The following is a 24,462-nucleotide window of genomic DNA, read 5'->3' as shown; positions in this document are numbered from 1 at the left end:
AGGGGACGCGCACGGGTGGCGGCATGAGCGGATGTTCCCGTGTCCGAGGCGCTTGCGGCGGTGAGGCAGCATGATCGTCGTGCAGACGGTTGTCGCGCTCCGGCGTTACCCGCTCAAGAGTGCCCGGGGTGAGGTTCTCCAGGCGGCTGATGTCGAGCAGACCGGTCTGCGCGGCGACCGGAGGTGGGTCTGTATCGACTGCCAGGAAGGGACGGTCGGCAGCGCCAAACATCCACGACGATGGGGGCGTCTGGTCGATGTCGGTACGAGCATGCGGGATGACGGCCCGGAGACGATGTTGACGCTGCATGTCGACGGCACCTCGCTGCGAGCCGGAAGCGCCGCGGCGGATGCCGCACTCAGCAACCACCTGGGCCTTCCGGTGCGGCTGAGCCGCGAGCTGCCGCCCGACGCGAGGCTGCACCGGACGTTGCCTGATGACGTCGGCATGGTGCCGGATTGGATGGCCGGTGCCCGGCCCGGTCAGGAAACCATCACGGCGATCGCGGGCGCGGGGCGGGTCGGCCGGTTCGTCGACTTCGGCGCCGTTCATATCGTGACCACCGGTGCGCTGTCTCTGCTGGGTGAGCGCATGGGAGGTGTCAGTGTGGCCGCGGCGCGGTTTCGCCCGAACCTGGTCATCGAAGCACCGCGTGACCCCGAACCGGGGCAGGAACTACGTCTGGGCGATGTCGTGCTCCGGGTGGTCCTGCCCACTCCGAGGTGCGTCATTCCCGGACTCTCCCAGGCCGAGCTGCCGGCCGACCTCTTCGTGCTGAGCGCCCTGGCCCGGCACTACCGCATCCCTGTGGCCGGGCTAGGGCGGGCAGCCTGCTTCGGGACCTACGCCGATGTCGTCCAGCCAGGCCGGCTCCGACTGGGGCAGCTCGTTCGCTAAAGACCCGTAGCTGGTCGCCGACGTCCTCTATTACGCAGATGCGGTCGTCGTAGCGACCGCTCGGCGGCAACTTGACTGCGCGACGCTGATCGCCTGCCGCCGGAAAACCGATTGGCCCCTGTTGCGCTGGCCTGCGACGATCCGCCGATGTCCCACAACACCAGGCAGCGTCGGCTTGCCGCGCTGCGCGCCTGCGACCAGATCCTTTCCGGCATCCGGCCCACGACCATGAGGGAGCGGCTCGCGGACATGGACGCAGGTGGTGATCTGGACGGTCAGCCCGACTTCTACTGCGACGGCCCGGTGACCATGCTGGAAGAACGCGTGGCGAATTTGCTGGGAACCGAGGCCGCCGTCTTCTTCCCCACCGGCACGATGGCCCAGCAGGTCGCGCTGCGCTATGGCGCTGACCGCAGCGGGCACCCGACGGTCGCTCTCCACCCGCTCGGCCACCTAGAGGTGGACGAACGGCATGCCTACGCCCACCTGAGCGGCCTGCGCAGTACCTGGCCGACCACCGCGCCCCGCAACCCCACCGCCGAGGAGATCACCGCGCTCGCCGAGCCCGTGAGCACCGTCGTCATCGAACTCCCGCTGCGCGATGCCGGCTTCGTCCTCCCCTCCTGGGACGAGCTCGCCGCCGCATCCGCCGCAGTGCGCGCCATCGGTGCACGCGTACATTTCGACGGCGCCCGAATCTGGGAATCCACCCCACACCTGGCGCACACCCTCAGCGAAATCGCCGACCTCGCCGACAGCACCTACGTCTCGTTCTATAAGACGATCGGCGGTATCAGCGGGGCCGCGCTCGCGGGCACCACGCAGCTCGCCTCCTACGCCCGCATCTGGCGGCACCGCTACGGCGGCGAGGTGTTCCAGCAGTGGCCAGCCGCTCTGAGCGCACTCGCCGGTCTGAACAGGGAGCTGCCGCGCATCCCCGAGTATGTGCGGCACGCGCGGACAGTCGCCGCGGCACTCACCGCGCTTCCCGGCGCGCGGGTGTATCCAGAACCTCCGCACACCCATCGATTCCGCCTCTGGCTACCCCACCGGGCGCAAGCGCTCAACGACGCTGCGCTGGCACTCGCCGAGGAGGAAAAGGTGTGGTTTGTCGCCGGCTGGCAGGAAACAAACCTACCGGGCATGGCGATGACCGAGATTACGGTCGCCGCGCCCGCCCTCGAGTGGACCACCGACGACATCGCCGAGGCTGGTGAGCGCTTCCTTGGCCGCGTCGTCGATCATTGACCATCACGTGCCTGCCACAGCGGTGCTCGGCGAACTCGCGCATCTACGCTGCGGCCAACACGTCGATCACCTACCGGCGACCGCCGGCGAATTGGCCCCAGTACAGGTGCCCTCATCTCGGCAAATCCGTGCACGTGATCATGACCTCGGGAAACATGGCTACGAGCTCGGGCACCAGATCGATCATGGCGTCGGTCGGACCGATGCCGTTGGCCGCGTCGGCGCTATCGTGCACCGCATGCGCGTTCCCGGTTGGCTCGACGACACCCGGACCTCCTACGACACCGTGGCGGTCAGCTACGCCGACCTGCTCCGCGACGCCCTCGCCCGCGAACCGTTCCAGCGGGGCATCCTCGCTCTCTTCGCCGAACTGGTCCGCGCCCAAGGGAACGGGCCGGTCGCCGATGTCGGCTGCGGCCCCGGCCGGATCACAGCCCACCTGTACAGGATCGGCCTGGACGCGTTCGGCATTGACCTGTCACCCGCGATGATCGACGTGGCCCGTCGGGACCATCCCGGCCTACGCTTTGAGGTCGGCTCCATGACGCGCCTCGAACTGGCCGACGATTGCTTGACCGGCCTGCTCGCCTGGTTCTCCCTGATCCACGTCCCCGACGACGAGGTCCCAACGGTCGTCGCCGAGTTCCACCGGGTGCTGCGGCCCGGCGGGGTCATGCTGCTCGGGTTCCACGCCGGTAATGGCAGCCGGCTCAAGACGGAGGGCTACGGGGGACACCCGATGAACGTCTACGTGCACCGCCGCCCACCGCACCGGGTCGCGGCCTGGCTGGACGCCGCCGGCTTCACCGTCGAAGCCGAGATGATGCACCGTCCTGCCCCGGACGTCGAGGGCGGGTTCGTCTTCGCCTACCGGTGAGATGGCCGGCGCGAGCGCCGCCGGACCCACGACGGCGACCGCGACCATCGGCTCGAAGCGTGCCATCCACCGGCCGAACCCCCACATCGAGAGCGCCACCGCCATCGTGTACCCGTAGGGCGCCGCCGCGTGTGGGCGCCGGTCACGTCAGCCAGCAGATTCGCCGTGCCAGAAGAATCAGTAGCAGCGTGCCGAACGCGAGCGGCGCGACGACCGGCCTGATCAGGATTGCAGCGGCGGGTGCGCACCTGGGCGACGTCACCGCTTCCGTCCGTCGCGTGAGCCGGTCGCGCAGTGCGCACCAGGCGGTGTCGGCAAGGGCTCGGGCCGGGTCACTGGGGGGATCAGTTCGCCGATTTTGTCGCCGTAGCGCTCGCGGTGGTGCGCACGCCCTCGTAGAGCTGTGAGCCCTTTTTCGGCGAGGCGGAGCATGGCTGTACGCATGCGTGGTCGGCAACCAGATGAGGATGGAGTAAGCCGGGCCTGTATGGTGGGCTGCCCTTGCGGCCCGGCTAACCGTGTTGTGGCTCGGCCGGCAGCGGGGCCAAGCCGACGGTGAGGCCGGGGCGGGCCAGCACCGTCCCGTGTCGGTGCGCGGTGGCATGATGCTCGGCATGTCCAGCCAGATCGATCTTGCGGCGGCGGCCCGTGAGCACCTACCGGCTGACGTCGCCGACACGTGGTTGTCGCTGCTGCGGCCGGGAATTCGGCTGATCAGTGCCGATGACGGCGACAGGGCTGCGGTCGGATACCTGGGCGGTGAGCCCGAACTGCCCGACGAGCTGGCGTGGCCGGTCTGGGAGGGGCACGGGTCGTTGAGCTTCATCGCCTCCGTCGACTGCGCCGCGCTGCCACGAGTGGTCGGCGAAATGGGGCTGCCGGCCGACGGCCGGCTTCTGTTCTTCTACTTCGACGGGCAGTACGACGGTGGTGAGGCAATGGTCTTCGCCAGCGATCCCGAGTCTCAGGCCGGCGCCCGCGTCGTGTACGTGCCTGCGGGCCGAGCCAGTGCACAGCGGGCGACTCCAGAGGGCATCGAACCCTACAAGCGTATTTGGCTCACCTCGCGTGCGGTGTCGACCGCACCCTCATACGACCATCTCGTACTGCACGACGCGTTCGGGGCCGACTTCAGCCAGGCAACAGAACCCGAGCACCCGCTTCGGCGCAGGGAATTCTGTTCGGCGATCAGCAGCGGCGAGGGCCCGCTGCACCAGCTGGGCGGATACGCCTGGCCGGTGCAGGGCGACGTCGAGTACGAGGTCGCGCAGGCGGCACTGGGCGGCAGCGTCGACTGGCGAGACCCGGCACTCGCCTCCGAGGCCAGCCGATGGCTGCTGCTCGCCCAGTTCGACAGCGACGACAACGCGAACATGATGTGGGGCGACATGGGCATGCTCTACTGGCTTATCCGACCCGACGACCTCGCTGCCCGGCGATTCGACCGAGCCATGTTCACCTGGCAGTGCTGCTGACCGCGGTCTGCGGCAGATGCGGATAGCTGACCTTGGCGAGCGACAGTCCTCGACTAACGCCACATCCAAGCAGCGTGTCGGGCGCGACCATGCCGCGTTACGCGGTCACCACCGCGGTCCACGCACAACTCGTTGGTCGCGTGATCGATCCAATAGGTCTGCCCGGCGTCGATGAAGGTCGGTTCTTGCAGGTAGAACCAGGGATCCACCACGTTGACGAGCATCAGCCGATCAGCAGTCACATGGTTCACCACGGCACCTCGTCGAGCAGACATCGCACTGCACGTACCCGGTGATCATATGCCAGCCGACGCTTCCGCAGTTTCGCGCTCATCGGCAGGATCACGCGCCCGCTGCCAGGCCCTGCGTGACGCACTGCGGCGCCCGGACGGCGGCAGAAGCGTGCACTCGATCAAGACCGACGACCGGCAAGTGGAGCAGCGCCTGAACGCCGACTACCGCAAGGCGATGGCCAAGCGCTGATCACCGGTACCCCGGTGGCGGGCAATGGGGTACGGCGCTGGGGCTACCGGCTCGTCCCGCTCGCCTTCATCACCATCGGAAGCCTGATCCTGGCCTATGCCTGGCCGGCGGCCTGGGCGATGGCGAGAGTGTGCTGGTACTCGCGCCAGTGGGCCAGTTTGCCGTCCCGCGTCCGCAGCACCCCGATGAACGGCGCCGAGGCGGTTACCCCGGTCGCTGTGTGAGTGCCGACCAGTTCGTACTCGACCACGATCACCTCGGGGTCAGCGGTCTCGTGGACGACCACATTGCGGCAGTCGTCGAACCGGACCGGGAACACCGCCCGGCCCCCCTGCGTGTACTCGAGCACCCGCTGCTTGCCTTCGGTACGCGTAGGGCGACCGGGCGCGGCAAACGGTGTCTCGATCACCACATCGTCAGCGAGCAGGTCGGCCTCGTAGGTGGGCCGGTTCGCGAGCCACTGGGCACGCATGCTGTCGAAGATCTCGCTTGGTGTCATGTCGTCCTCCCTGGATAATGAGTCAGCACTCGACTTGCACCGCCGAGAATAATGAGTGGAGACTCATGTTGGTAGAGGGGTCGCCGCTGCGTGCCGACGCGCAGCGCAACCGCGCGCGCATCCTGGACGCCGCCGAGGCAGTCTTCGCCGAGTTCGGGCCCCGATCCTCCACCGAGGAGGTGGCCCGGCGGGCCGGCGTCGCCATCGGCACGGTTTTCCGCCACTTCCCCACCAAGGACGACTTGCTCGCCGCGATCATGAAGCGACTGCTGGCACAGCTCGTAGAGGAGGCCGGAAAGCTTGACCTCTTCGCCTTCTTCACCCACATGGTGGCGCAGGCCGCAGCGAAGAAGACTGTCGTCGACCTGCTTGCCGGGTCCGGGGTGGACATCCGGCTGCCCGACGCAGTGGGTCCCCTTGAGGAGGCGGTGGGCAGGCTGCTGAACCAGGCCCGAGCCGGCGGAGTCGTCGCCGCCCCGACACGGCTACCCGAAGTGATGGCGCTCCTTGCCAGCGTTTGCCAAGGGGCCCTGCACGGTGGATGGGACGAGCAGCTGCAGGCCCGTACGCTCGCGGTTATCTTCGCTGGCCTGAAGCGCAACTGACCGCCAGCCTCGTGGATCAGACCTGCCTGACCCCAGCGGCCGGGCCGCCCGACGCACCTTCCAGTGCTTGCTCGAGCATCAGCACATCGGCATGAGCGGACGTCGTCGGCCTGTGAAGCGGAGCCACCGGTGCTGACGCTTTCGGGCACGCCGCAGAGGTCACCGCCCAGGAAGCCCTGGTCAGATGGCTGCCGGTGGGATTCGAATCTCAGTTGCCGGAATCCCCACCGACTTCGCCATGGCGAATCGAAAGCCGCACGTCGATGGAGGACGGCCCCCCGGTGACTGGCGTCAGCGGACCCAGGACGACAAGCCGCGGCAGCCAGGCGGGGAGCAGCCAACGCTGACCACTTCGGTCTTCTCTGGGAGGTCACGCCGCACCGCTCGCCCACATCACCGCAGGTCGAAGGCCTCTTCCCTTCCCGGGATCGGTGAGCACTTCGGGCGCGGTGACCCCTTAGCCAACCTGCACCCAATCTGCTCCCACTTGCAATGCCGGGACACCCAGCAGCTCCTTACGGCCCTGACCTGCGCATACTCCCCCGCCAGGCAACATAGATTACCGTCAACTGCTGTGCTAAACCGCAGAGCACTCCGGTGTGAAGCAGGACGCCGCACCGATACTGACCTGCGGAAACGAGAAGCCGCAGCTAGGGGTGAGTGCAGTTGCGCATCGTTGGGGGCCGTTCCGTGCAGTTGATGGCCGTTCAGTGCACCCTGTTGCTCCCAACCTGCTCCCCCGATCCGGTGCTGGTGGCCGCGCTCCGGTCGCCAGGCTGAGATGGACGGTCCTGCGGGTCGTTCAGCAATGGATCGTGGCCGCTGGCCCGAGCGGCTTTGGCTGACGCCGACGGCCGCCAGCCGACCATTAGCCTCAGGCGCTCCCGACCTGCTCCCACAGCCGGCCGTCACCGGCCGCACTCACGGAAGCCGCGCCTTGGCAGCGGCATGACCGGATGTCAAGATCGGGCGAGGACTGCAGTTCAGTCGCGCCCACCGCACGCGGGGCGGGCTTGTAGGGCTGATGCATGCCGCGTCCTGCCCGGTTATCGATCCCGATAGTGGTGGTCATTGGAGCCGTAGAGGACGAGGAAGCAGGGCGTGAGGTCGCGGAGCTGCGGCAGGAGAAGGAGATCCTGCGCAAGGCGGCCGCCTATTTCGCGAAGGAGATCGGTGACCAGCCGCTTCCGGTTCATCTCCTCCCACCGCGTCCACGTTCGGCGTCAAGCGGCTGTGCCGGGTCCTGGCGGTTTCCCGCTCCGGGTTCTACCGGTGGGCCGCGAGCGGGCCTGCCCGGCAGGCTCGCGCCGCCGCCGAGGACGTCCTCGCCGAGCAGATCAGGATCATCCACGCCGACTCCGGTGGCGCCTACGGATCCCCGCGGGTGACCGTCGAGCTGCACGCTCAGGGTGTGCGGGTCAATCGCAAGCGGGTCGAGCGGATCATGCGGCAACGCGACGTGGTGGTCGGCACCTGCGCCGCCGCAAACGCACCACCATCCCTGACCCGGCCGCACCGCCGGCGCCGGACCTGATCCACAGGGACTTCACCGCCACCGCACCGGGATCAGCGGTGGTGCAGCGACATCACCTACCTACGCGTCGGCGCCAGCTGGCTCTATCTGGCCACGGTCATCGACATAGCCACCCGACGACTGATCGGCTGGTCGATCAACACCCACATGCGCACCGCCCTGGTCATCGACGCTGTCAACGCCGCGGTCGCCGCCCGCGGCGGCCAAGTCACTGGCGTGATCTACCACTCCGACAGGGGTGCTCAATACGTCAGCAGAAACTTCGCCGACGCCAGCCAACGACACGGCATCCGCCGTTCCATGGGGCGGATCGGCTCGTCGTTGACAACGCCCTGGACGAGGCGTTCTTCGCCACGCTGAAGCGTGAAGTCGACGTCGACCACCGCCGTTGGAACAACGAGGCCGACGCCCGCCGCGACGTCTTCCGGTAGATCGCCTTCTACAACCACCGACGCCGCCATCCGCACTCGGCTACCTCAGCCCCGCCGACTACGAACAGACGCTCGTACCGACTACGCTGCCTCAGGTCGCGGCATAACCCGGTGTCCACATCCCGGGGAACCTCAGACTACAACGATCTCGGTGCGGCCCATTTCATGGCCCGCACCCACCGCGCACGACAGGCCCGCCGACCTCATCGGTCAGCTCCACCAACTTGGCTATCAGGCGATCGTCACCCCGGTCCAGTGAGGTTCATTTTCGACTCAGACCCACGCTCAAGCCTGCCTCGATCTTGCCCACGGTCAACGCAACAGAGCCGTCCTGAGTCAGTCCGACGGTGGCGATGAAGGTGGCTCCCTGAAGTCCCGAATCTTGAAGTACTTGCTCGCCAAATCCGGATTGTCCTTGATCGCCTTCGCCGGACGGCGCGCGTCGGGCGGGTCCTCTTCCTTATTATATTTTACGCCCTGACCAAGCTGCCAATTGCCGGCGCTTGAATTGACGCCCGACTCCAGCGGCCACAGATTCGAATAATCGTCGAATCCACCCAACGCCAGGTCCCAGACGTGGTCCGCGTCCCAGCCTCTGCCTTTGAACCCGTATTTCTCCAGGGCTTTCCGAAACGCTGCCTGCATGCTCCCAGATCGAGGCGTGGCGATTCCGGTAATGAGGAAGACCTCACCCACCCTCGGCCAGCGCCTTACCCCGATGCCCTCGCCATGGGGAAGAATCGCCCGCTCGGTGCGACTGAAAGGCTGCGGCCCCTTGCCTATATCGAGGTAAATCGGGTCGGCGTACCAGTGCGGCGGCTTGTACCAGCTCATCAGGATCGGGTCGTCCCGGGTTCCCAGGGGCTCGCGGTGCTTGCGGCGCTGCCCACTTGCTCCGCCACCCGGCTGCAACTCCTCCTTCTTCTCCTCCTTGTCTTTCTTGCTCTCTAAAGCTTGGGTTAGGAAGTCCGTGGCGTCCTTCTCGCTCGGGTCGTCGGAATCGTTGCCAAGCGTTAGCTCGACCTTGGTATCACCAATCCTCGCCATGATCGAATTCGCAAGTGGGTTGCCTCCCGGCTTCACCTCGCCCGCATCCCCGCCGCGCTTGTTCTCGATCTTCAACCTCGGGCTCAGTGGCCAAGTCTTGTCGAGTGGCGTTCTAGCCACGTTCCAGCTCTTGTACCAGTCCCATTTGCCCAATAGTTGGGTCCGGAGATATGCGTTGAGCAGCAGTTCCAGCTTGAGGTTTGCGGCCAGATCCAGTCTCTTTTGGAAGTCAAGGTCGCCGTTCTCATAGTTGATCTCGATCGTGGGAGGAGGGCCCTCTGGGTGCACCAGGCCGAGATCGAGTTCGACGCTGCCTTCGACCCCGGCGTCGAGCGCGATAACGCTGTACGTTTTCGCGATCTCCGCATCGACCGAGAGTCCGGCGGCGACGCCAAAGCGCACCATACCTCCGACCGGCGCGTACAACTGGGCCGACGCCTTGAATGGGCCTTTGTACACTGTGTGGAGCGCCGCCAACCTCGCCACCGGACCACCAAAGATGGCGAGGGCCGCTCCTGCCATCGGCGAGATGGGGGCGGCCAGGACACCGGCGACCGGGGCAGCTACCGGCGAGAGTGCACCGGCAGCCATAATCATCGCCTGCTCCCTACTCATGCCGAGGCGCAAGTTCTGTAGTTCGACTGGCCCGAACCATGCGTTGAAATAGGCGAACGCTCGTCCCCGCGCCCCAATCGAGACCGTGGCAACTAAAAGCTCCGGAATCGGAATGGTCATGACTGTCGCGGCGGCGATGTCCTTGCTCCAGACCTTCGGCTTCTCGGTCCGGTCGTAGATGTTGACATTGCCCAGCGGGATTTCGACCTCACCGAGCGGCCCGGAAGGCCCGGCCGGTGCCTGACCGGGAAGGGCCTGACCGGGTAGTGCCTGACCGGGTAGTGCCTGACCGGGTAGTGCCGCCGCGGGTGCGCCGGCCGGGCCGATCGCGGCGTTGCCCACGGTCGCCTTTGCTTGGACGGCACGCTCTCCGAGGCTGCCGCCGGCGGTCGCGGCGGCGGGTGCCGTCGGGGTCGCCGACGCGCTAGCTGGTGTCTGCTCGGCGGTTTTCGGGCGGGTGTCGTTGTCGGGTTTTCTGTCCGTGTCGGCTGACGAAACGCCGGTGGCCACGATGATCAACCGATCTGGGCCGGTGTCAGCAGGAAGTACAGTCTGGTCGGGCAACCCTCGCCGGGAAAGCGGATCGACATTGGCCTATCCGGTGGCCCCAACCACTCCACGTGGCTGCCGCCGACGCTGCGGCGCAGGCCACTATAGATGGTCGCACAGTAATCGGCTGCCACGGCCTCCTGGTCACGCGGGACCCGCGTCCAGGCAACCGATTCCAGGCCCACGGGGGATGACGTGTCGCACCGCTGACGCACTTCCCACGCGTACTCGTTCAGCGCTCCTCCAATTTGCCCGATGAGCTCGCGACGGTCCGAGTCACTGTTGAAGTCGATGTCCGCCAGCACGTGGAACTGTTCTCCGGACTGGTCAACGTCGTCTACGTTGCCCGACCGCACCGCATCAGCCAGGGCCTGCCCGCCGTCGCCGCAGGCGTCGACCGCGATCACCTGGACGCAGTCGTGCACCTCCTCATATGTGATCAGGAATATCGACGCGTCCGTGCCGGCTTCCAGTTGGTCGGCGGGCGGGTTGACTATGAGGTCTCCGTCGCCGTCGTCGGCGAGCGTGGCCACGCCGGCGCACGCGTAGACGAGGGCCAATGCCCGGCCCTGGCCGACCTTGACCGGTGCGGTGGCCGATCCCGGGACGACGCCGTAGCCGGCGAACCGGATGGTGTTCGCGCCGCCAGCGTCCGTGTAGTGCCTCTGCCACGCTGCTGACTTGGTGAGCAGGTTGGTGGTCCCCGGCTCGAACTCCACCACGTCGACCTTCCGCCACGGGATTTCCTCCCCCGCGTTGCCACGCAGCAGCGCCTCCAAATCCCGCGCCTGCCCCTCGTCCGCGGCGCGGAACAGCCACACCGCGACCCGGCTCGGTGCGACCGACGGCGCGTCTACCGGGCCCTCGCACTGCTCGTGAAGGCGCCGGCGGAAAAGGACCCAGTCCTTCGTCGCCCGGACCTCGGCTGATGGCGTGGCGGGAGGCGGGAACAGCCGCCGCACGCCGCGCTCAACGTATGTTTTGTCGTCAAGGTGCAGTGCCGACAGGATCTGCAGCCCCAAGACGGCCACGGCGTGGTACTCGTTCTTCGGTTCGGCAATCGTCGGGTCCTCTGTCCCGTCGGCGGCGCCGATCTGTCTCGTTCCTCGGGGGTACGGGTCGCGTCGCAGCGCCGCGCCGAGCGCTGCGACCAGGGCGTCGTCAGACGATCCCACCTGGTCGATGTTCAGCAGCACCCCCCGCGCATGCACCGGAGAGCCCTTCCAGGCCGCTGCGGCGATCCACCTGCGCCGTCGGCCCCGGCTTCTTCGCAGGTCCGGGCCCGTTTCGAGACCGGCATCGGTGACCGCAACGACCTCGTACCCCTCCAGCGCCATCCGGTGCGCCACGAACTTGTGTTTGAACGTTGAAAATGCGTTTGGGTGATGGGTGTTGCTCATGCGGGTTTCAACTCCACCGCTCACTTCTAGCTCCACCTGTTTCCCTGCTGTGCTGACCAAATCGCGGCCACGTTGGATTCGGCCGTCCAGGCGACTCGTCATGGCCGTCGAGGGTTGGCCCGGAAGGATTATTTCGAAGGTGGCGTTGAACGGGGCGCTGCCCAGTTCGGGCAGCGTGAACGGATCGACTGGAACCCACACCGACAACAGCGTCGCGACGACCTGCTCGTCCGTCGTCTGCGGCAGTGAGACCACCCGCGCGAAGGACCGCTTGGCGCGGTGGGCGACGACGCGTTCCAGGATCGCCGCAGCCACTTCGCGGACGGTGGCCATCGACGGCGCAGCGGTACCGATGTTCAGCCCGTCAAGGCTTGCGACGAACTCGGCCAGACCGACGGGCCGCCCGGGGGGCGCGGCGGTCTGACCGACCAACCGATGGATCAGGCTCTGCATTCCCTCTTTGAGGGTGCTGACGGCGACGACGGTGGCATCGATCGCCTGTCCCGGTTCGACCCGAGCCACGCCGTGGAACTGGAGCTGCCCGCCTCTCCGCGCGGCCGAGTCGGTCAGTTCTTCGCCGCAGAGCTGCTCGCTCTCAGGCCGTACAGGGCGGGGCCGTCGCTCCGTGCCGACGGCGATGTCGACCGCTAGGCTCACCCCGGTGCCGGTCGCGCCGACCGGGTGGAGGGTGCCGTCGGGAACTAGTACGTCGACTGGTTCCCGGGCGTCTGGATGCTCAATGCCATGCAGCAGCGAGATGCGGCGCATGTGGGTCGCCCGTTCCAGTTCGTGCGCGATCTGGTCTTGGCGGATGGCGCACAGTCGCAGGTCGACGCCCGGTCCGAGCAGGTTCTCCATCTGACGGCGCAGCGGGGCGCCGGTGGACAGGCAGACGGGCAGGTAGCCCGCCGGTGGCAGCTCCACGAACCCGTTGTCCAGCAGGACCTGTGCGGATGTGGACGCCGCTGGGGCAGTCTTGAGTGCTTGGGTCACCCGCGCCTTGAACAGGTCCGCCGTCCGCGCGGCCGCCGGCGGGTGCCCGGCCCGTGACAGCTCATCGACGAGCTGCTCGATGACCTGGGCGGACCGCTGGAGGAGGGCCCGCGCGGGGTCGCTGGGCCGATCCGCGCCGACGCCGTGCTGCAGCGGCGCTGGGAGGGCTCCGTGCAGCTCGGCGAGCTGGCACTGAAACTGCAGCACCTGTGCCAGGAACACCGGCCAGGGCCGCAGCTCGAGCCGCCCGTCCCAGTACGACCGGGGAGGGGCGGTCATTCGCTCACGGCGTGCAATCCAGCTGTCGAGCAGGGTGATCTGGGCACCGTCCCAGCCCAGTACGGCGAGGGGTACCACGTCGGCGCCGGCCAGCGGCGCACCGGCGGCCGGGGGCGCGCCGGCACACCACCGGTGCAGTCCCAGCTCGGCTGCGGACAGCAGGCTGCCGCCCTGCTGCCACTCCTCGGCGAAGTATGCGGCCGCGACCTGTGAGCGCAGGTGGACCTCGGGTCGGGTAGTGCCGGGCAGGGCTGGCAGAGCGGCGCTGAGCACGAGCGGCCTCAACGACAGCGTGACCCCGTCCACCAGGTAGGGGGCGTCGGTGGGGGTCACGCAGGCGTCCGCGCACAGTCGCCCGAACACCTCGGTTTCCCCGCACATCTGCTGAGCCTGGCTCAGGCAGACCAGATACAGCGTGGTGGTGCCGACGACGGTGCCGGAGGTGGCCACCACCGAACGGGCACAGGACGTGAAGCCGACCGACGGTGTCTCCACCACTGGGCTGTCGGGGGCGGGCGTCAAGAGCGCGGTAGCGTCGGCCTCGACCGCCTCCGGCAGGTACAGCATTCGGCCCTGCGGGTCGACGGCCAGACCGGCGGATAGGCCGAGCCGGGTGTCGCTCCGTTTGGAGACGTCGTAGCCGTGCACCACGCCCGGCCCGCCGGCACGGTTGGCGAACTCCACGTACGCCCGCTGGGCGCGGCGCTCCTGGTTGAGATCGGCCGCGCGCAGGAACCGGCCGTCGAAGTAGTTGAGGCCGACCAGCGGCGTGTCCGTGGGGACGAACGTGAGCCCCGCCGGGCCACCGGTGAACACGATTCCGGGTGGATTAGTGGTCATTGCCCCACTCCTTCGGCGAGGATCTCGACCACGTCATGGCCGTCGTTGGCGGGGGCCGCTGGATCGCCCACCCGGCCAGCGAGCGGGATTGGGCGTCGGTCCACCAAGCGGACCAGCGGTGTGGGACCGGTTCCCCGCAGCACCAGGCGGTACGACCGCTTGGAGGTTGGCGGGGTGGGCAGTGTGAACTTGATCAGGGCTGGCGTCGGCGGCTGCCCGGTGTGTTGGCGGGTGAAGGTTGGGTTCAACTTCAGCCGTGGGTCCCACTTTCGTTTGGCCACATGGGTGTCGAAGGCGTGGACCTCGAGGGCTTGCTCCACGGTGCCTTCCTCCACGTCGTGCGTGAGTTCGATGGTGACCTGCTTGCCGGTTCGCTGGATACGGAGCACTTGGGGCGCGTGCGGGTCTTCCACCGGTCGCCGCCCCGGGGAACCGGCGAGCAGTTCTGCGATCAGCTCTTCGATGACCCAGGTCGGCAGGTGCGCGCGGCGTACGGACAGGTCGATCGTGTCGGCTTTGAGCTGCCAGCCGTCGCCGAGGCGTACCAGGGCGAGGCCGGGGAGATCGGCCAGCAGGATCTCGCCGGGCTCGTCCTCTGGGTAGAGCCGGGTGCGTTCGGACAGTCGTGGCACGAGTCCGGGTGGGCCGAGACAGGCACCGACATCGGCCGCGACTTTGCGGAAGGCCTGCAGCCAGCCGTCCGGCGGCACGGATGTCCCGTCCGGGCAGACGCGGTCGCGGACCAGTCTGCGCAGCGGCTCGAACACCTTGTTTCGCTCGTCTGGCGGCATCGGCGCGGACGAGTCTTGCGGCCGTTCGTAGGGGCGCAGTTCAAGGTGCGCGAATTCGAGGATCCGGGAGTACTCGACCGCGCTGGTCGCCTGGCCGCAGGTGTCGCCTATGGACGGGACCGGGCGGGACAGGCAGTTCGCGTAGCGAAGCACCAGTCGGGCGTCGAACGTCTTCCGGTCGGCATTCCCGCCCGGCTGCACCGCGCCGTTCTTGACCTGCTCTTCCAGCCAGTCGTGGACGTTGAGGCACATCGGGGCGCTGGAGTACACCTCCCGGCCAAGCCCGTCGACCGCGAGGCCGGGTCCAACCAGCAGCGTCGGTTCGTCCTCGGCGACGTCGATGCAGTAGCCCCATACCACGCCCTTGCCGTGCTGCCAAGCCTGGTGGAGTTGCAGTTTGCCTCTTGGGTTGGCGGCGAGCACCTGGAAGTCGGAGACGCCGAGCAACATTCCGTAGTGCACGGCGAGCGACGTGAACGGGTCTGCGGCGGGCCCGATGGCCGGCGGCGGATCGGTCATCATGGTGACTCACTCGGTCGGGGCAGCGCGGGTACGCGGAGGTCGCCGCCGTCCGGTATCGCCGCCGCCTCGTCGCGCCGGGCCCGCAAGTCCTCGGCTGCCGCGTCCTGGTGCAACTGAGTGGTCAGCTGGGTGTCTAGGGCCTCGGCGTAGGCGGCCTCGGCGGTGGTGAGGTCGTTGGCGAGCTTGTGCGGGTCGGTCAGAGTCGCCAGCCGCTTCACCGTGTCGGCCGCCTGTAGCGCTTGGACGGCGAGCGTCATCATGTCGGGCGGCACCGCCACCTCCCACTTGTCGAGGATCTTCACCAGGCTCGGGGTCAGCGCGGCGGTGGCTTCGCCAAGCGTGGCCTCCGCGGCGGCTGCCGCCTCGCGTTCGGCGTTGACCGAGTCGTCGGTGGCCGGGTTGTACGCGGGGTTGAGGGCCTTCTTGGGGCCGGTAATCGCGGCCAGCGCTCCGCGTGCCGACCGGGCGGAGACGAGGGCGTCGCGTACTGCGTGCTCGTTGGCGGCCGCGCGGGAGTGGGTGGCTGCCTTGCCACGTTTGTCGATCCGGGCTTGCACCGCGGTCGTCGGCGCGGGCCATGCCACGACCTTCTGCAATACCAGGAGCGCGGCGGCGAAGTCGGCGGGCGCGTCCTGCGCGGCCGCCACGGCCGACCTGGCCCGGTTGTAGTCGTCGCCGGTCTGGGCGACCGCGCCGTCGACCTTTGAGCGGGCGGCGGCGGTCGCGTTGACAGCGGCGGCGGCCCGCATCACGGCCTGCTGGCGCTCCTCGATGGTGTTGAGCCCGTCGGCCACCCGGGCCTCGACCAGGTGGAACAGGGTAGCCCCGCCGAGCAGCGTCGTGAGCCGTTCGGTCATAGCGGCGGTCAGCACGGTGACGGCCGGGCTGCCTGCCTTGGTCACCGTCTCGACGACTTTGGTGGTCAGGGCGATGCGCCACTCGTTTGCGGCCGCCGCGTCCTGCTTTGCCTGCACCAGTTCCGCTGCCGCCCGCGCGGTGTCGCCCTTCGCCTTCTCGTTTGCGGCGGTGACGCGCTTCACCTCGAGGTCCTTGGTTGCCGCCGCCTCTTGGGCCGCCGCGTGCCGGATGGCCAGCGGTCGCTGGGCGAGTAGGTTGTCGTCGAGGTCTAGTTCGATTTTGTGCCGGTCGGCGCCCATGGTGGCGGCGGCCAGTTTCTGCTGCAGCGTCGACGCGGCGGCCTGCAGCGCCGCCAGGTCGATCCCTGTCGACTTCTCCTCCGCCTCCGCCGCGGCCTGTTCATCCCGGAGTCCGTTCAACTTCGCGCTGAGTGTGGTGACAGTCTGTTCGAGTCGGCTTACCTGGTCGGCGCGGAGGTCTTTCACGGTGACCGGTGCGGCCATCGCGGCGACTCCTTTCTGGACGATGGGTGGATCGGAACGCCCGGCGGTGGACCGGGGAACGCCTGGCCGGCCTTGACGTACTCGCGGCGGATGGCGTGAACGAGGTGCTCGGAGCCGATCCCGGCACCGCCGTCGCCACCCGCGTCCGTATTGGCGGCGGCCAGGAACGCGGCGGCGACGGCGGCGTTGCGGATTAACGCCCCGGAAAGGTCGTACAGGGCGGCCAGTTCGCTCAGGTCCACCGCGGGGTCGACGGGCGCGGTAGCGGGAAGGTGCCGCCGCCACAGCGCCAGCCGGGCCTGCTCGTCTGGCGGGTCGAACGGGATGATGAACTCGATGCGGCGCGCGAAGGCGGCGTCGAGGTTCTGGCGCAGGTTGCTGGCGAGCACGGCGACGCCGTCGAGGCGTTCCAGCCGCGACAGCAGGTACGCGGTCTCCAGGTTGGCGTATCGGTCGCGGGCGTCGCCGACCTCGGTGCGCTTGGCGAAGAGTGCGTCCGCCTCGTCGAACAGCAGTGCCGCGCCGCTGCGTTCGGCGGCGTCGAACACGGCGGCGAGGTTCTTCTCCGTCTCCCCGATCCACTTCGATACCAGCCGGGACAGGTCGACCACCAGCAGGTCGCGGCCGAGTTCGGCGGCGATGACCTCGGCCGCGAGGGTCTTGCCGGTACCGGGCGGCCCGCAGAACAGCAGCCGCAGTCCCCGCGCCCCGTGCCGACCGGGCAGGAACCCCCACCGGTCGACGACCACTGGCTGGGCGCGCATCCGGTCGACCGCCTCGCGCAGTTGGCGCGTGCGGTCCGGCGGGAGTACCAGGTCGTCCCACGCCGCCTGAGGGTGCCTCAGCACGGCGCCAGGCGGCACAGCGTCGGTGGTATGGGCATCGACGGCAGCGGTGAGTTCGCGCCGCAGGTCGTCGGATGCCAGCGGACGGTCCAGCAGGGCGGCGCGCATCCGCACGTCTGCTGCCGCCACCGCAAGGTCACCGGGTTCGATCGAGGCGGGGCCGATGGGTCGGGCAGGGTTGCCGAGTTCTGGCAGGGCGGCGACGGCGGCGGCGTGCCGGTCCGCCGGGTCGAGGGCGCCTGCGGGTACGGTCAGCGACTGCCTCGGCCATGTGGCGGCGGCCGTCTCGCGGGAGACCACGAGCAGCGGTACCGACCGCTGCGGCACCGCGAGTTCGGGTGGCACGGTGAGGTCGAGCTGACCGACTGGGGTGTCGTCGGACCACAGCACTGGCACGACGTCACGGGCGAGGGCGAGGACCAGCACGGCGGTGGCCAGGTCGGGGTCGGGCCGGCGGGTCCGCAGGACGACCGGTACCCGCCCGGAGGCTGACACCAGGGCGGCGAGGCGCCCGGCGAGCGGGCCGGGCCGGTCGCCGGTGGCGAGGACGGTCACCGGCGCTTGACGTTCGAGGGCCAGGTGGGCGGCCCGTACGGCCGGTAGTTCCAGCCAATGGTCCAGCCCCCACGAGGGAGCCGGCCGGGGGTCGGGCACGGCGTCGGTCGGCCAGCCGTCGAGCCCGGCGAGTGCCTCGAACAGCAACGGCGCTGGCCTCAGCGTCCGGTCCGGGAAGGGCCCGGTGCCGTCGGCGGTGATCGCACGTACTCGCGCCAGCGGACTGCCGGCGAGCGCGGTGCGCAGCCTCGCGCGGGTCGCGACGCCGGCGAGGAGCCCCTGCTCGGCCAGCGTGCCCGCGAGACCCACCGTGGGCCATGGCTGGCCCTCCGGGTGCAGGGCACGCAGAATCGCGCCCACCCCTTCGTGGTGGTGCCCGATCAGCGAGAGAACCATCAGATCACGGTCGAGCGGGCCTAGCGCCAGCCCTGCCACCAGGCGGTCTACCGGCTGCCAGCCACCGGCGGGCAGGTCGAGGCAGCTGCCGTCCACCTGGCCGGCGGCTGCCGCGCCGGGCAGCGACCGCAGGAACCGCGCCGCGGTCTCGTCGCCGAGCGCCTCCAGCGCGACGCTCAACCGGCCGGCCATCCGCGCGAGGGCGGCGTCTAGCCGGTCGGGACATGAGTCGCGGGTGGGAAGCAGGATCGCCTCAGCCATAGCGGAACCGAACGACGCAGCCCAGCCACGGCAGGTGGCCGGGATCGAGATCAAGTCCGGCGCGGCGCGCCTCGATGCTCACCTCGTCCAGGTCCAGTCGCACATCGATCCAGCCAGGGTCGGCTTCAACCTCGGCGCGCCGCCTGCAAGTGGCAAACAGCAGGGCACGCTCGGCGATGCTGTCGTCGACGCTCAGGTGCCGCCGGAGCGTGGCGACAACCCGGTCGGCCTCATCGTCGATTGGATCGTCGACAACCGGTACTGGGCGCGGAGGTTCGCGGTCGGGCGGCAGGCCGCAGAAAGCCAGGACAGCCGGATCGTCCGGGGCGGTGGGCCCGCCGTCGGGCACGGCCCGCGCGATGATGCGGCGGGCCAGCGCGTGCAGGACTGGCCGCAGCGCTGGGCCGTACCGGTCCGGGTCGGTGGCCACCCGGTCGGGCAGGCCTACCTCGGCGACCAGCGGAAGCAGGAACAGCAGTCCACCCCAGCCGGTTCGCCACGACTGCACGCGGTGGTGCGCCGGCGCGGCGACCGCACCGGCTTGCGCTCCATCCGCCGGGGGCGCTGCGGCCCGCAGGTCGACCAGGGTCGCGACCGCCCCGGGCGCGGCGGCGGTAAGGGCCGCCGCCGGCTCGACCTCGAGGACCGCAAGCGCCGCCAGTGACCGCGCCACGGCGATGTCCATGTGGGCGTCATCGAGCGTCGCGGCGTGGATCACCGACCGCTCTGCCACCAGCTGGGCGAGCCGCGCCGAAGCGGTGCCGTAGGTGCCGGGTGTCGGCGCGTCCGAGCCTGGCGCCGGGGCGTGCGGTGCCGTGTTTCCGTCCATGGCGGGTTGACCCGTGGCGCCGGGGGGCTGATCCACGGCGGCGGGTACTGGGCGCTGGGCCGCGGACGGTGGGCCGGCCGGCATCAGGGAGGCACGGAACGCGGCCTGGCCGTTCCAGCCGGAACGCGGCGGGGCCACTGCGGGGGACAGCTCGACCGACCCGCCGGCGGACAACCATGCCCGCTCGGTCAGGTCGGCCAGTGCCGCGGCGCCGGCAAGGGCGACGAAGCGGTCCAGCCGGCCGGCCGCGGCCGCCGCCACGACCAGTGCCACGACCGGTGCGGTCCCCTCGGCCTGGGCGTCGGCCAGGGCCAGCCGGAGGGCCTCGCCGTCGATGCTGCCGTCGACGGCGCCCCCCGGCGGCCACAACCGCAGCATCTCCCACGCCCAGGCCCGGCCCCGGTCATCGGCGAGGACCGCGGTGACCAGGTCTCGACGGGCATGCGCCCGGCAAAGGAACCGCACCACGTCGGAGCCGCCCGCGGCGAGCGCGGCCGTGGCGGCGTCGGCGAGCGCCCGGCCCCAACCGGCGACCAGTTCGGCGTCGGCGAGAGCCCAGTTCATCCGGTGGTCGACAGCCAGCCGCCGTAGGCACACCAGCATGTCGCGGTCGTCGGCCGTGCCGGTGAGGGCATCTTCGAGGGCGTCGTCGCGCAGCCGGGCGACAAGTCCGTCGAGGCGGCGACGGGCCGCGCCGTCGGGGTCGGTGTGGGGGTGCCAGCGCACGGTCAGGCGGTCGACGGTGACGCTCACGAATCGATCACCGTCCCCTCGCCGAGTCGGGCGCCTCCGGCACGGATGCCGGCCCGGCCGCGACCGAGGATCGTCGCGGGGCCGGCCGCGCTCGCGCCGACCACCGCCGGCACGAAGCCAGAGCTGGGGCCGACGATCGTGGACACCTCCAAATGCAGGCTCACGCCGACCCGCATGCCGACGCCCACCGTGCACACGCTCGCCACGGTGTGGGCTGGTCGGTGAAGGTCGAGTAGGTCGCGGACGACGGCGAGCCGGTCGCAGTCGAGGTCGCCGGCGATGAGCACGGCGAACCGGTGCGCGTGCAGGCGGAACGCGTCGGCCGGCGAGGTGTCCGGGTCCGGCGCCACCTCGCCGCCGACGCGCAGCGTGCTGCCTACGACGGCAGAGGCCGGTCCCGGGTCGCCGGTGTCGCCGCCGACGAACGCACCGCCGGAGCCGCGCAGCCGAAACTCCTCGACGATCGCCACCGGGCACTGGAGGTAGATCTCGAGCAGGCGGCGCAGCCCCGCTACCGTCCCGCGCTTGCGGTAGAGGCAGACCGCCTCGGTCAGCAGCGTGCGCCGGGCGGCGGCCTGCCACCGCTCGTCCAGGGTCAGGCCGATCAGCGAGGCCAGCCACGGCAGCAGTTCCTCGGGGGCGCCGCGCGGGTCGAGCAGCAGGTCGCGTTCGCCGGCCCGCCGTTCCATGTCGGTGAGCAGGCCGTCGATCAGCGCCAGGTAGCGGCGCAGGAACGACGCCGCAGCCGGGTCGCGGCGGTAGCTGCGTGGCAGCTTTCGCAGCAGGTCGTGGCTGGGGAACTCGGCCCGAAGCGCCCGGATACGAGGCGTGGCACGGCTGGTGCCCGCCAGGCCGAACCGCACCCACAGGTACCGTCCCGGCAGCGCCGACACCGGCGCCTCGTACACCTCGTAGCGGTCGTGTGGATCCAGTGGGGCCCACGGCAGTTCCCGGCCGGTCTCCCGGCGGTGCAGCGGCTGGGTGCGGGCGAGCAGGGTGGTCGCCGTGTCCGGCGGTGTGATCGGGCCGGTGCCGCCGTCGGGCGGGTCGTCGGTGGTGGCGAACCCGACGGTGAGGTCGGTGCCGGGTGGTACGCACGCCTCCACGAACACGCGTCCCCATGTCTGCTGGTAGGCCAGGCTGTCCAGGGTGTAGGTGTCGACGTACCCCCGGGGCAGGTACGCGACCCGCTCGGTGGACGCGACGCGTAGCGCGGTGCCGTTCCAGTACGCGATCCGCCCGTCAGGGGTGCGCACGATTCCCCGTCCGTCGTACCTGGTTGCGAGCAGCGGCACGTCCGCCTTGGCAGCGCCGTCGACGACAGCCCAGGTTCGTAGTGGGCGGTCGGGCGGCCCGGCGGCCACCACCCGGTGCTCGCCGTCGAGTTCAAGGTCGGTTGCACCCGTCACTGCGATCGGGGCGTGCAAGGTGGAGCCGGTGACCGAGGTGATCCAGGCGCCACCTCCGTCGCGCAGCAGCAGCCATACCGTCCCGTCCGGGCCTACGGTGACCCGTGATGGCACCGCTGCCGGTGGCACGCCCGCCAGTGCACCGGTGTCCAGCACCACCTCGCGTGGGGTGCCGAGGGCGTCGACCTCCGCCAGCGGGTGCCGCCGGGACGCGGTCACCACGAGCACCGACCGTCCAGCGGCGGCGAGGTCGACCGGCGGCCAGGGCAGGGTGATCGTGCGTAGCAGGCGGCCGTCGGCGAGGTCGACCACCGCGACTGTGCCGGTCGCACCGTCGAGAACGAACAGGTGCTCGTCGGCGTCGGTCGCCAGCGCTCGGGCCCGCAGCGGCCGTCCGAGTGCTGCGCCGACGGCGATGAAGCCGGGCCGGCCAGGTGGTGCTGCGGGGGGCGGCTGCTGCGGGCCGAGCAGGTCGACCGGGCCGGCGCCGGCCCGGCGGGGCCAGGGGACTCGCTCGATCTGTCCGCGTTCGGGCGCGCCGTGGTACAGGTGGCCGCGGTCGAACGCCAGGCCGGCCGGCTCGATGTCGGGCTCGGCTGGTGGAGGCCACTGCTCGTCGGGCGGACGAGGCTGGTGCTCGAGCAGCACGTCGCCGGTGACATGGTCGACGACGGTGTTGTGGTGGAAGCAGCGCCGCCACTCGTCGGCGCCGACGACGGGCGCGATGCGGCGTCCGGCCGACGCCGGCGGCACTGTCGGGACGGCGGTCATCAGCATTTGTCCCTGGGTACGGGCACCGGCACGGGGGCGGGGGCCGGTGGTGGTTGCGGGCCGCCGGTACCGGGGTCGGGGGCGGGGCCTACCACCACGGTGACCTCGGTCAGCTCCGGTACCTCCCAACCCGCCAGTTTGACGGTGCCGGGCACCGGCTGGGCCGGTTGCAGGTCGGCGACCTTCAGCTCCTCGACGAACTCCACGCCCTCCACCTGAAGCACGGCTGCTTCTAGTTCCGGGCCGTGGACCCGGTGGCCGAGCGGCCAGCCCCGACCGTCCGGTCCGTACGGCGGCAGCGGCGCCAGGTACTGGCGTAGCACAAGTTCTACCCATCGGCGTACGCCGATGGCGCTGTACCCCTTCTTCACCGCCAGCCCGACCGAGATCCCTACCCGGTGGTAGGTGGGCGGTATGACATACAGCTCGGTCGTCACCAGCCGCCGGGCGTCCAGGTGGCGGCAGACTGCGCGCAGCAGCGTCGCGTCGGCGCGCGGGGCGTTCGGGTGCCGGGGGTCCTCGGTGGGCCACACCACGACCGACACTACGCCGGCGGCGTCGAAACTGCGGCTGGTGGGTTCGAAGCGGGGGAGGCATTCGGCGCGGCCGACACCGGGGATGGTGGCCAGTTCGCGGAAGTCGTCGGCGGTCACCGCGCGGTCGTGGCGGACCAGTTCTCCGGGGATGCGTTCCAGCGCCCGGGCGATGGGTTCGGCGTCCTCGCCGCCCGTGGTGGACAGGGGGTTGGTGACGGTGACGTCGGGGCCGTCCAGCACGGTGTTGATGTCGCCGGGCTTGACCAGACCGCGCCGCCCGCCGCCGTAGCGGTAGGTCACGGCACGCACCGGCGCCTGGGCGGGCAGGACGCGCCCTCGCACGCTGTCGCCGCAGCGCAGGCGGCCGGCGCCGGGGTCGAGCAGCAGGTGGCAATCCGTTCGGGTGCTGGCGGCCAGCGTGTCGACGATCGTCCACTCCACCCACTTGTCGCCCTGGAAAACCTCCACCTGCAGCGTGCCGGGCACGACGGGCGCATTGGCGAGGGCCAGTTCCTGGCCGCTCAGCCCGACGCCCACCCCGAGCAGCTCCGGCGGCGCCTCGGCGACCTGTTCCACCTCGGCGGCGTTGACCCCGATCCAGCGCAGCCGTCCGAGTTCGGGCACTCCCTGACGGGGGAAGGCGCGCAGCCAGAACAGTACGGGTGGGCGGTCGGCCAGCGCGGGTGGCCGGTCGGCGATTCCAGCCAAGTCGTCGTCAGGCGGGGTGAGGCCGATCTCGTCCAGTTCGGCGGCCGGCAGTTGCAGGGCGATGACGCCATCGTGGCGCAGCCCGTCGGTGGTGTCGCGCACGACGTCGACCGGCAGGAAGATCGGCGTGCCGTCGGACGTGGTGGCGGTCGTGGTGACCTGCCAGACGAGCGTCGTATCGATCCGACCGGTGGGTCCCGGCTCCGGCGTGAGCTGCTGGGCCGACTCGTCGCACGGTTCGACCTCGTCGATCGTCGTGTACTCCGCGTCGGTGCCGACGCCGAGCACCAGCGGGGCCCGGCCGAGCGGTCCGTTCACGCTGAGCAGCGCCGCCGGGTCGACGCCGGCCGGCCGGTCCAGGGCGTGCACCGCGACCCAGAGGCACCGGTCGACGGCCCTCGACACGTCCAGTGGCTGGAACCCGGCGGCGGCCTGGTCCTGGCCGAGCACCTGTTCCTCGTACGGCTCGGCCTGGTCGGGACTGAGGTCGGCCGCGTCGAGCACTCGCTGGTACTCGTCGATCAGGATCGGGTCGGTGGGGGCCGCCGCCACCGCTTTGATGGCGGCGCACACCTCGACCGGCAGTACGTTGACGTCGTTGAGCACGCGGAACGGCACCTCGCCGGCGGCCACTGCCGATCCGAGGGTGACCTGGGCCGGCTCGCCGGTGGCGCGTAGCGGGGTGAACGTGACCAGGCCACGGGCGCTGCGCGGCGGGTACGGCGACACCTGCAGCAGCCGCAGCAGCCACAGTCGGGTCTGGTCGGGGATCTGGTTGAACCGGTACAGCAGGCTCTCGCCCAGGTGCGCGACGAGTTCCAACAGGGTGATACCCGGGTCGCTGGGACCCCGGTCGGTCCACTCCGGTGCGTACACGGGGATGCGTGCCAGCAGTTCGTCCCGCAGCTGCTCGTAGCTGCGGTCGTCGAGCACGGGGGATGGCAGGGTCATC

The 24,462-nt window shown here is 69.9% G+C and carries 17 protein-coding genes; 7 read left to right on the top strand and 10 right to left on the bottom strand.

Annotated elements, in window-relative coordinates; genetic code table 11:
- Positions 1-70: 70 nt before the first annotated feature.
- From ABZS80_RS30910 to ABZS80_RS30895, 4 genes are all read left to right on the top strand, one after another.
- The gene (locus ABZS80_RS30910) at positions 71-898 is read left to right on the top strand and encodes an MOSC N-terminal beta barrel domain-containing protein (RefSeq protein WP_355061429.1); all 828 of its coding nucleotides are present in this window, start codon (positions 71-73) and stop codon (positions 896-898) included.
- Between the two features lie 147 nt (positions 899-1,045).
- A complete protein-coding gene (locus ABZS80_RS30905; RefSeq protein WP_355061427.1) occupies positions 1,046-2,146 on the top strand; it encodes a beta-eliminating lyase-related protein in 1,101 nt (366 codons plus the stop codon).
- 238 nt (positions 2,147-2,384) lie between these two features.
- The gene (locus ABZS80_RS30900; RefSeq protein WP_355061465.1) at positions 2,385-3,023 is read left to right on the top strand and encodes a methyltransferase domain-containing protein; all 639 of its coding nucleotides are present in this window, start codon (positions 2,385-2,387) and stop codon (positions 3,021-3,023) included.
- Between the two features lie 614 nt (positions 3,024-3,637).
- Positions 3,638-4,498 carry a YwqG family protein gene (locus ABZS80_RS30895; RefSeq protein WP_355061425.1) on the top strand — a complete coding sequence of 287 codons (861 nt, stop codon included), beginning with the start codon at positions 3,638-3,640 and terminating at the stop codon, positions 4,496-4,498.
- Between the two features lie 53 nt (positions 4,499-4,551).
- Here ABZS80_RS30895 and ABZS80_RS30890 read toward each other — a convergent pair whose 3' ends face one another.
- Both ABZS80_RS30890 and ABZS80_RS30885 read right to left on the bottom strand, forming a co-directional pair.
- Positions 4,552-4,749 (bottom strand): hypothetical protein, encoded by a 198-nt coding sequence (locus ABZS80_RS30890; protein ID WP_355061423.1) that lies wholly within the window; start codon positions 4,747-4,749, stop codon positions 4,552-4,554.
- Between the two features lie 326 nt (positions 4,750-5,075).
- Entirely contained in the window at positions 5,076-5,480 is a 405-nt protein-coding gene (locus ABZS80_RS30885) for a nuclear transport factor 2 family protein (protein ID WP_355061421.1), read from the bottom strand.
- Positions 5,481-5,545: 65 nt separating this feature from the next.
- On the opposite strand from ABZS80_RS30885, the gene ABZS80_RS30880 reads away from it, so the two are divergent.
- From ABZS80_RS30880 to ABZS80_RS30870, 3 genes are all read left to right on the top strand, one after another.
- Entirely contained in the window at positions 5,546-6,085 is a 540-nt protein-coding gene (locus ABZS80_RS30880) for a helix-turn-helix domain-containing protein (RefSeq protein ID WP_355061419.1), read from the top strand.
- Between the two features lie 1,231 nt (positions 6,086-7,316).
- On the top strand, positions 7,317-7,619 hold the full coding sequence (locus ABZS80_RS30875; protein ID WP_355061463.1) for an IS3 family transposase: 303 nt from the start codon (positions 7,317-7,319) through the stop codon (positions 7,617-7,619).
- A 51-nt stretch (positions 7,620-7,670) separates the two neighbouring features.
- Positions 7,671-7,979: a DDE-type integrase/transposase/recombinase gene (locus ABZS80_RS30870; RefSeq protein ID WP_355061461.1), complete on the top strand. Its 309-nt coding sequence runs from the start codon at positions 7,671-7,673 to the stop codon at positions 7,977-7,979.
- A 407-nt stretch (positions 7,980-8,386) separates the two neighbouring features.
- Here the strand turns inward: ABZS80_RS30870 and ABZS80_RS30865 are convergent, their stop codons facing one another.
- From ABZS80_RS30865 to ABZS80_RS30830, 8 genes are read right to left on the bottom strand one after another with little or no spacing between them, the layout of a single operon-like run.
- The gene (locus ABZS80_RS30865; protein ID WP_355061417.1) at positions 8,387-10,231 is read right to left on the bottom strand and encodes a hypothetical protein; all 1,845 of its coding nucleotides are present in this window, start codon (positions 10,229-10,231) and stop codon (positions 8,387-8,389) included.
- The gene (locus ABZS80_RS30860) at positions 10,228-13,773 is read right to left on the bottom strand and encodes a hypothetical protein (protein WP_355061416.1); all 3,546 of its coding nucleotides are present in this window, start codon (positions 13,771-13,773) and stop codon (positions 10,228-10,230) included. Before ABZS80_RS30860 ends, ABZS80_RS30865 begins: the two co-directional genes overlap by 4 nt.
- Entirely contained in the window at positions 13,770-15,086 is a 1,317-nt protein-coding gene (locus ABZS80_RS30855; RefSeq protein ID WP_355061414.1) for a hypothetical protein, read from the bottom strand. Before ABZS80_RS30855 ends, ABZS80_RS30860 begins: the two co-directional genes overlap by 4 nt.
- Entirely contained in the window at positions 15,083-16,447 is a 1,365-nt protein-coding gene (locus tag ABZS80_RS30850) for a hypothetical protein (protein ID WP_355061412.1), read from the bottom strand. Before ABZS80_RS30850 ends, ABZS80_RS30855 begins: the two co-directional genes overlap by 4 nt.
- On the bottom strand, positions 16,426-18,504 hold the full coding sequence (locus tag ABZS80_RS30845; protein ID WP_355061410.1) for an ATP-binding protein: 2,079 nt from the start codon (positions 18,502-18,504) through the stop codon (positions 16,426-16,428). Before ABZS80_RS30845 ends, ABZS80_RS30850 begins: the two co-directional genes overlap by 22 nt.
- Positions 18,497-20,086: a hypothetical protein gene (locus ABZS80_RS30840; protein WP_355061408.1), complete on the bottom strand. Its 1,590-nt coding sequence runs from the start codon at positions 20,084-20,086 to the stop codon at positions 18,497-18,499. Before ABZS80_RS30840 ends, ABZS80_RS30845 begins: the two co-directional genes overlap by 8 nt.
- Complete coding sequence (locus ABZS80_RS30835; protein WP_355061406.1) at positions 20,083-22,266, bottom strand: phage tail protein; 2,184 nt, start codon at positions 22,264-22,266, stop codon at positions 20,083-20,085. The genes ABZS80_RS30840 and ABZS80_RS30835 overlap by 4 nt, the downstream gene beginning before the upstream one ends.
- Complete coding sequence (locus ABZS80_RS30830) at positions 22,266-24,461, bottom strand: putative baseplate assembly protein (RefSeq protein ID WP_355061404.1); 2,196 nt, start codon at positions 24,459-24,461, stop codon at positions 22,266-22,268. The genes ABZS80_RS30835 and ABZS80_RS30830 overlap by 1 nt, the downstream gene beginning before the upstream one ends.
- Position 24,462 lies beyond the last annotated feature (1 nt).

It is taken from the genome of Micromonospora sp. NPDC005305 (genome assembly GCF_040607315.1).
In the GTDB taxonomy this organism is placed as follows: Bacteria; Actinomycetota; Actinomycetes; order Mycobacteriales; family Micromonosporaceae; genus Micromonospora.
This window is presented reverse-complemented; position numbering and strand designations above follow the sequence as displayed.

Coding starts and splice junctions, on each gene's coding strand:
- ABZS80_RS30910 (WP_355061429.1), top strand. CDS start 71: ATGATCGTCGTGCAGACGGTTGTCGCGCTCCGGCGTTACCCGCTCAAG.
- ABZS80_RS30905 (WP_355061427.1), top strand. CDS start 1,046: ATGTCCCACAACACCAGGCAGCGTCGGCTTGCCGCGCTGCGCGCCTGC.
- ABZS80_RS30900 (WP_355061465.1), top strand. CDS start 2,385: ATGCGCGTTCCCGGTTGGCTCGACGACACCCGGACCTCCTACGACACC.
- ABZS80_RS30895 (WP_355061425.1), top strand. CDS start 3,638: ATGTCCAGCCAGATCGATCTTGCGGCGGCGGCCCGTGAGCACCTACCG.
- ABZS80_RS30885 (WP_355061421.1), bottom strand. CDS start 5,480: ATGACACCAAGCGAGATCTTCGACAGCATGCGTGCCCAGTGGCTCGCG.
- ABZS80_RS30880 (WP_355061419.1), top strand. CDS start 5,546: ATGTTGGTAGAGGGGTCGCCGCTGCGTGCCGACGCGCAGCGCAACCGC.
- ABZS80_RS30860 (WP_355061416.1), bottom strand. CDS start 13,773: ATGACCACTAATCCACCCGGAATCGTGTTCACCGGTGGCCCGGCGGGG.
- ABZS80_RS30855 (WP_355061414.1), bottom strand. CDS start 15,086: ATGATGACCGATCCGCCGCCGGCCATCGGGCCCGCCGCAGACCCGTTC.
- ABZS80_RS30850 (WP_355061412.1), bottom strand. CDS start 16,447: ATGGCCGCACCGGTCACCGTGAAAGACCTCCGCGCCGACCAGGTAAGC.
- ABZS80_RS30845 (WP_355061410.1), bottom strand. CDS start 18,504: ATGGCTGAGGCGATCCTGCTTCCCACCCGCGACTCATGTCCCGACCGG.
- ABZS80_RS30835 (WP_355061406.1), bottom strand. CDS start 22,266: ATGACCGCCGTCCCGACAGTGCCGCCGGCGTCGGCCGGACGCCGCATC.
- ABZS80_RS30830 (WP_355061404.1), bottom strand. CDS start 24,461: ATGACCCTGCCATCCCCCGTGCTCGACGACCGCAGCTACGAGCAGCTG.